Origin of the sequence: Deinococcus sp. Leaf326, from assembly GCF_001424185.1 — a bacterium.
In the GTDB taxonomy this organism is placed as follows: Bacteria; Deinococcota; Deinococci; order Deinococcales; family Deinococcaceae; genus Deinococcus.
In genome coordinates, this window is the sequence record NZ_LMOM01000098.1 from 118591 (window position 1) to 125047 (window position 6457).

Below are 6457 nucleotides of genomic sequence, written 5' to 3' on the forward strand. Positions count from 1 at the left end.
CTTACTCTCTCCCACACAGAATAAGTAGGCTAGTGAAATAAATCACCTCTACCAATAGATTTATTAGACCTGTGAGACAAGGGGTGCTAACACACATTTCAAAATGCAAGAGGGGTACAATTCATATGTAAGCAGAAGGGGGATACAAGTATTTATCTTCCATTCCGGAAGTTCTCCCTAAAACTTCAGTAATTTGAAAGTGCATCTACGAAGGGCTTGGATTAGTACCGAACAGTTTATCAGTAAGCACCTGTATGTTCTCTAGAATGCTCTAGTGTCTCCTTCCTAGCTATCTCCAACCTCTAGCTCTACTCTGTAGTCTATGAAACTAGATAGAGTTCTCCCAGTCCGACTCAGTGCTCACATGGATAGTGCCTTAGACTTACTTGCTCAGCGTAGTGGTCTCTCTAAGTCTGCTGTCTTGCGTCGCTGTGCCGCCTTGTACATTGACTACCTTGTCCTTGAAGGAGATGCGTATGTACTACCAACCCACCTTAGTTACCAGAGGTTTCTACGAAGTTGCGAAGAAGACGATTCCTGAAGCCTTCTCTGAACCTCGTTACGCCCGCTTCCTTGACCATCTTCTCTTCAGTCGTTTTCTAGATGAAGACTCAGGATACACAGTCTCTCCCGAGTCACTCCTAGCTGATATGGAGGATATGGGTCATAAGCTCCGTGGAAAATCCCGTAACTATAATCGAGCCACGAAGTTTCCCCGGGAGTTTGAGGAGGCTACAGGTCTAACCCTTCTGGATGCACCGTACAACTTCAAAAAGCATCGGGCCAGTGCCTATGATTTGACAAACCTCCCTAATATCCTACAAGAGGCACTGAAGGTAGAACTTCTTCATCCTCCCATAGATAAGTACCAAGGGGTTTATTTAGAGTCTGGGGAATCTTGGTCAGACTCCGCTGAGGAAAAACTTCGTCGCCAATTTATCGCCGCAAAAGAACAGTACATGGCGAGAAGCGTTAACCGACCAGATATTGAGTACCTGAACCTCTCTAGCAGGTGCTCTACTTTTCTTCAAAGAGGGTATAAGGAGCGTAAAAGTGCGGCACGGGAAGCGATAAATAGAATACCAGACCCAGAAAAAAGAGCATCAGCAATTATCAACCTCAATAAAATAGTAACCTTTGAGCCATTCTACCAAGACTCCTACAACTCCCAGCGTATTTACACTTCAGGTGTGAGTTTGCAAAACTTCTCTTCTACAATTAGAGAGGCCATTCTCAAGCCTTCTAAGAATTACGACCTAAAAGCTGCCCAACTTGCCATCATGGCTACCCACTGGGATGTCGTCGAAATTCAAGACTTGGTTCATTCTGCCGAAGTTTGGGTGAGATTATGCCATAGCCTGAAACTACCTCTAAATTTAAAGGACTCCGTGAAAAGATTGGTTTATTCCACCGCCTTTGGAATGACCGAAGTTAACCTAGCTATCCGATATGGACAGGTGCTCGGTCAACTTACATCTGGCGCAGATTCATCCAATACATCCGCAAAAACTATCCAGTACTATTCAGATGAGCTTTGGGAGAATAAATACTTAGGGGCACTTCTGAAAGGGCGTAAGCAGGCAATGAAGCGACTGCAAGACACCAAGCAGGCCGTGGATGCTCAGGGGCAAGTCTTCAGAGCCTCAGATTTTAGGAGTGATTGGGAAAGTGGTAAAAAACTCCGTACCATGATGGCTTTTGAAATGCAGAGCCGAGAGAAGTGGCTCATGGAACCTATTATTAAACTGGCGCAGGAAAACAAAGAAAAGATGTTGATTACCCTCTGGCTTCACGATGGTGTATATATTCATTACCACAAAACTGACCGCTCACAGAAGCTTGAATGGGAAATGCTCCGGCGTGTTAATCAACGAGCCAAGGAAGCTGGATATCTCACAACGCTTGAGCTTGTTGCCAAGGCCAGTTGAGAAAAGCGTCTGTATCAGCCAAAACCCAATTAAAACTAAAAAAGACTGCCGACCAAAGCAGTCTTAGGAGAACAATACTCATGGACAATCTCACTCTAAAAACTTACGAAGAAGCCCTCCACAAAACGCTAGATGCCCTCCTGATGGGCGTTTCTGCCCTCGCTCTCATCACGGGAAGCGCCACGCTCAAAAGCTCCACCTCACAACCTCAGGCGTCTTCACCCCAGGTCGGAGCAACCTACAAGAAACGCAGTCAGGTCTACCTTGAGACTGGGGAGGAGAGGACCGTGGTGGAGACCTACAAGCTCAATGCCCAAGGTCTCTGGGTGTTGGACAATGTGAAGATTGAAGACTCTCCTTCGGGGTGAGAAGCCTGCCCCCACTCTCCCCTCACCCTATTTACGCTCCAAACGTAATTTTTGGTAGAGTTGGGCATGCCGCAGATTGTCCTACAGCCGTGCAGCGACCCACAGGCCCAAGCCAACCTTAAAAAAACAATGCTGCAGCAGATTTCCTCCCAAACCATCTTGGATCAGGCAACAGATATGGACCTCAGTTGCCGCAGCTATTTTGAACGTCATCCTGCTGTAACAATTTGGGGTGTCAAGGAGAAGCAAGGTAGACCTAAGGTTCAGTGGGAACGCATGAAGAAGGGCGATCTGGTTCTCTTTTATGCTGCTGGAAGTTTTGTTTTGATTGGAACAGTGGACTTTAAGTTCACCTCACCAAAACTAGCCCATTATCTCTGGCATGAGGATGGCGTTTCACCAGAATTCTCGTACAAATTCCTCTATGTCATCAATAATCCCATTCCCCTCTACACCGATAGCTTCAAAAGCCTGTCAGGGGGAATTGCCTCAGGTCCATTGTTCCGGAAAGCTCAGGTAGGTGGCGAAGGGCTAAGAGATGATGGCGTCGTAATGGGGATTACCGTTGTCAGTGACAGCGGGGCCCAAAAACTCATTTCAAGCTCTCCTACTTTGCAAAATTATCAGCAGAGTTTCTCTGGGAAAAGGCAAAAACGGATTGACTTTACCGATCCTAAGCTCGAAGAGCAATTAGAGGGCTTAATCTCAACGGGTCTTTTGAAGGCAGGAGACGTGCTCCGAATTTCAAAGTATCGAATTGAACAAGGTGAGCTTAGGGAAAGCATGATTCGAGGCAGAGAGATCGTTCCCTGCTGTATCTGTGGAGAGGAATTCCCAGCAACTTCTATAGTTACGGCTCATATTAAAAAAAGAAGTCGCTGCTCTCCCTCCGAAATGCGAGATACAAACGTTGTTGCCCCAATGTGCTATCTCGGCTGCGATCATCTCTTTGAGCATGGATATATAGTGGTAGGTTCAGACGGAATAGTAAAAATAAATCGGGAAGCTAAAGCATCCGGCTTAAAAACCAGAATTAAGGCCGTTTCAGGACTGAGTTGTTTAGGTATTAATAATAATAACACCAAGTATTATGCTTGGCACCGAAAATTTCATAGCCAGATGATTATAAGTTGATACTACTGCGTAGCGAGTTTAGATAGCACCCGGCTGACCTGTACGGCCGTCCACTCTGCTCCCGTGCGGGTACGGTGTCCCTCTGAATTCAACCGGCTCGCAATGGCTCGCAGAGAGAGGCCGCTCTCTCTCATCAGGTGGATATACCCGTAGTTCCGCTTGTAAGCCTCGTGAAAGCCCTGGCTGACCTTCTCCCTTCCCTTAGCCCTCACCGCTTCCGTCATAGGCACCTGAGAGCCGAGACGGACACCACGGGCCTTAGCTGCTTTGAGTGCCTCCTTGGTCCGGGTGCTAATCGCTTTAGCCTCGTGCTCTGCCATCACCGCCATCAGTTGAATGGTCAGGTGATTGGCCTCAGGCATGTCCACTGCGGTGAACTTGACGCCCGACTCCAAAAGACCCGAGACAAAGTGCAGGTTGCGAGAGAGCCGGTCTAACTTGGCAATGAGGAGGATGGCACCCTCTCGCTGAGCATGTTCAATCGCTTTGAAGATTTCGGTACGACGCTTCTTGCCCGTTCCTGTCTCAACCTCGGTGTACTCTGCCACCGCTTCGAGCCCACGCTGCCGGACGAAGGCCGTTACTGCCGCCGCTTGTGCTTCTAGCCCTAAGCCGCTCTGAGCTTGCTTCTCTCTGCTCACCCGGTAGTAGATAACGGCCTTTGAGGTCATAGACATAGTGTAACACCTTGGAGACGCTCGTTGCTGAAGTGTCAAGGCCCTTGTCCCCTGCTTACAACATAAGATTGGATGGATGCCACACCGGAATGGGATTACGTGAGAAGACTAAGCACGAGCCAGAAGACGTTCCGCATCCGCCGTCAAGGCAAATTAGAGCGCAGCAGGAGAGCCTACCGTCTAAAACGCCAGATGGCGCGTAGGCAAATCCATGTACGCAAAGTCGAGGGAACTTACTTAGATTTTCACCGTATCCGAGCACCTAAGGTATTTGGATTAAGTGTAGAATCTGAAAGAAGTAACGTTCTAAATTTCCTAAAAAATCTTAGAGATACAGTAGGCATACAGAAGAAGCATGTATTAATTGACTTTTCAGAGACAGAAACTCTAATAGCCGATGCCATGCTTCTTGCATATGCTGAAATCACCAGACTCGTCGCTCGTTTCAGTAGAGAGGTGAAGATAAGATGTATTTTACCCAAAAAATCCTTTTCTACAAGAACAAAGCCGTTTATTGAAAAAAGAGAAAAGGTAGCACAAGTTCTAAAGCAGATTGGTCTTTTAGACTTACTTGGAAATCAGGCAAAAGTCGAACCCACCTACGAAGACGTTGTTCACTGGAAAGCAGTACATGGATACAAGGTTCAAGGGGACATTACAGAGCCTATTCTACAAGTTGTAGATGATGTTCTAGGCGAAATGGTCTCTAGGAAGCTATACACAGGTGTCTCTGAAGCTATGACAAATACCACACACCATGCTTATCTTGAAGACAGACATGATGGACTAAATCTTAAAGATAAGGCTGGTTGGTGGATGTTTTTACAAGTTAAAGATAATATGCTTTCAATATTAATGTGTGATTTGGGAATTGGTATTCCCAGGTCACTACCTAAAACAAATAGAGATTGGTTGCACAAACTGTTTTCCGAAAAGTACCCGGCACCAGACAGTCTATCTATAAAATACGCAACAGAGTACGGCAGAACAAGCACGAATCTTAGCAACAGAGGCAAAGGTCTTAAAAAGATGTTGAGTATCGTTGAATCATTAGAGGCGTCTTCCTTAAGGATTCATAGCAATAAAGGAGTTTTTACGGCGGGTAAAATTACCCATATTGTGAGTCGAGACTATCAAGATTCTATAATGGGAACGCTTATTAGTTGGAATATTCCTATTTCCGAGAATGCTGAGGGAGAAAGTACAAATGTCTAAAATCGTAATATCTAAACAGTTTTCTAAGTATCCCGGCGGAAGATACTTTGAGGATGGAGACTATAATGGCCAGAAATTCAGAGAAGAGTATCTTGTCAAAGCTCTTCAAGAAGAGTCATCTGTCGAAGTAGAACTAGATGGTACTAGAGGATATGATTCGTCCTTTTTAGAAGAGGCTTTCGGAGGTCTAATAAGAGATTCCGGATTTGCTCTTCCGGATTTGGACAAAAGACTCATCTTGAAAAGTGAGGATAGGTTTCTTCTAAGCGAAATTCGTGGATATATGATGGACGCATGGCAGAAAATACAGGGTTAGTTTTCTACGCGCCAATTATTAGCGCCACTCTAACTCTTTTCAATGTCATTATAGGTGGCTTAGCCCTATGGGTAAATAATAACGCGGCGAGCAATCGAGAAAAGAGAAAGGAGATTAGAGGTCGAATTGACAGCATGTTAAAAAGGGTAGAAGAGGCCGAAAAGAGTGGGATAAACTTTCACTTAGAGGAAAGCTTCAGAGAATCAGAAGCGCAAAATATAAGATGGGAATTAGAGAAGCTAGGAAAGATTATACAAACTATTCCATTTTTAAAAATCAACTCAAATATCAATGATTCTTACAATTCATTTAAACAATCTATTACCCTCGTACCTAATTTTTCAAGGAAAGATTTCAGGCAACAAAGTGCCGATGACTCTCTTGTAACAACAATACATATGAAATCCGCCGATTTAATACATGAAATAGAACGAGCTTATGATTCAAAATACCCAATCAAATAGCTTGAAACTTCTATTAAGTATTGGAATTTAAATCTAACAATTATCTACGAATAATCTTCAGGGATGATACCCGCACGAATAGTTTGCTCTATTTCAAGCTTGACTCATCGATTTGCAGGCAATATACTGCTGTAGACAGCATATTTATCTAGGATGGTAGAGCAACTGATTCGTAATCAGTAGGTCGTCGGTTCAAATCCGACCTCTGGCCCCAAGGAAACCTCCGCCCAGCGCGGAGGTTTTGCCGTATCTGATTAGCGACACCGCGAGCCGGACGGCCCCGTCACGTTCGCTAGGATGAGCAGCATGGCCGCCCCACTGACGGAACAGGATCTCTACGAGATCATCCGCAAGC

At 45.3% G+C, this 6457-nt stretch carries 8 protein-coding genes; 7 read left to right on the top strand and 1 reads right to left on the bottom strand.

The window, feature by feature from the left end; genetic code table 11:
* Nucleotides 1–322 precede the first annotated feature (322 nt).
* The 4 genes from ASF71_RS25945 (at nucleotide 323) to ASF71_RS24440 (ending at nucleotide 3430) form a co-directional block, all read left to right on the top strand.
* On the top strand, nucleotides 323–541 hold the full coding sequence (locus ASF71_RS25945; protein ID WP_082506313.1) for a ribbon-helix-helix protein, CopG family: 219 nt from the start codon (nucleotides 323–325) through the stop codon (nucleotides 539–541).
* A complete protein-coding gene (locus ASF71_RS24435) occupies nucleotides 477–1928 on the top strand; it encodes a hypothetical protein (protein ID WP_156373053.1) in 1452 nt (483 codons plus the stop codon). The genes ASF71_RS25945 and ASF71_RS24435 overlap by 65 nt, the downstream gene beginning before the upstream one ends.
* An 80-nt stretch (nucleotides 1929–2008) precedes the next feature.
* Complete coding sequence (locus ASF71_RS22100) at nucleotides 2009–2296, top strand: hypothetical protein (RefSeq protein ID WP_056304160.1); 288 nt, start codon at nucleotides 2009–2011, stop codon at nucleotides 2294–2296.
* 66 nt (nucleotides 2297–2362) lie between these two features.
* Nucleotides 2363–3430 carry a hypothetical protein gene (locus tag ASF71_RS24440; protein ID WP_156373054.1) on the top strand — a complete coding sequence of 356 codons (1068 nt, stop codon included), beginning with the start codon at nucleotides 2363–2365 and terminating at the stop codon, nucleotides 3428–3430.
* Nucleotides 3431–3432: 2 nt separating this feature from the next.
* Here the strand turns inward: ASF71_RS24440 and ASF71_RS22105 are convergent, their stop codons facing one another.
* On the bottom strand, nucleotides 3433–4101 hold the full coding sequence (locus ASF71_RS22105; RefSeq protein WP_056304186.1) for a recombinase family protein: 669 nt from the start codon (nucleotides 4099–4101) through the stop codon (nucleotides 3433–3435).
* Nucleotides 4102–4179: 78 nt separating this feature from the next.
* Here ASF71_RS22105 and ASF71_RS24445 point away from each other — a divergent pair, with 78 nt between their 5' ends.
* From ASF71_RS24445 to ASF71_RS24450, 3 genes are read left to right on the top strand one after another with little or no spacing between them, the layout of a single operon-like run.
* Complete coding sequence (locus ASF71_RS24445; protein ID WP_156373055.1) at nucleotides 4180–5322, top strand: hypothetical protein; 1143 nt, start codon at nucleotides 4180–4182, stop codon at nucleotides 5320–5322.
* Nucleotides 5315–5638, top strand: a complete 324-nt coding sequence (locus ASF71_RS23330) for an STAS-like domain-containing protein (RefSeq protein ID WP_082506314.1) — start codon at nucleotides 5315–5317, stop codon at nucleotides 5636–5638. The genes ASF71_RS24445 and ASF71_RS23330 overlap by 8 nt, the downstream gene beginning before the upstream one ends.
* Nucleotides 5617–6102: a hypothetical protein gene (locus ASF71_RS24450; RefSeq protein ID WP_156373056.1), complete on the top strand. Its 486-nt coding sequence runs from the start codon at nucleotides 5617–5619 to the stop codon at nucleotides 6100–6102. The genes ASF71_RS23330 and ASF71_RS24450 overlap by 22 nt, the downstream gene beginning before the upstream one ends.
* The last annotated feature ends 355 nt before the right edge of the window (nucleotides 6103–6457 follow it).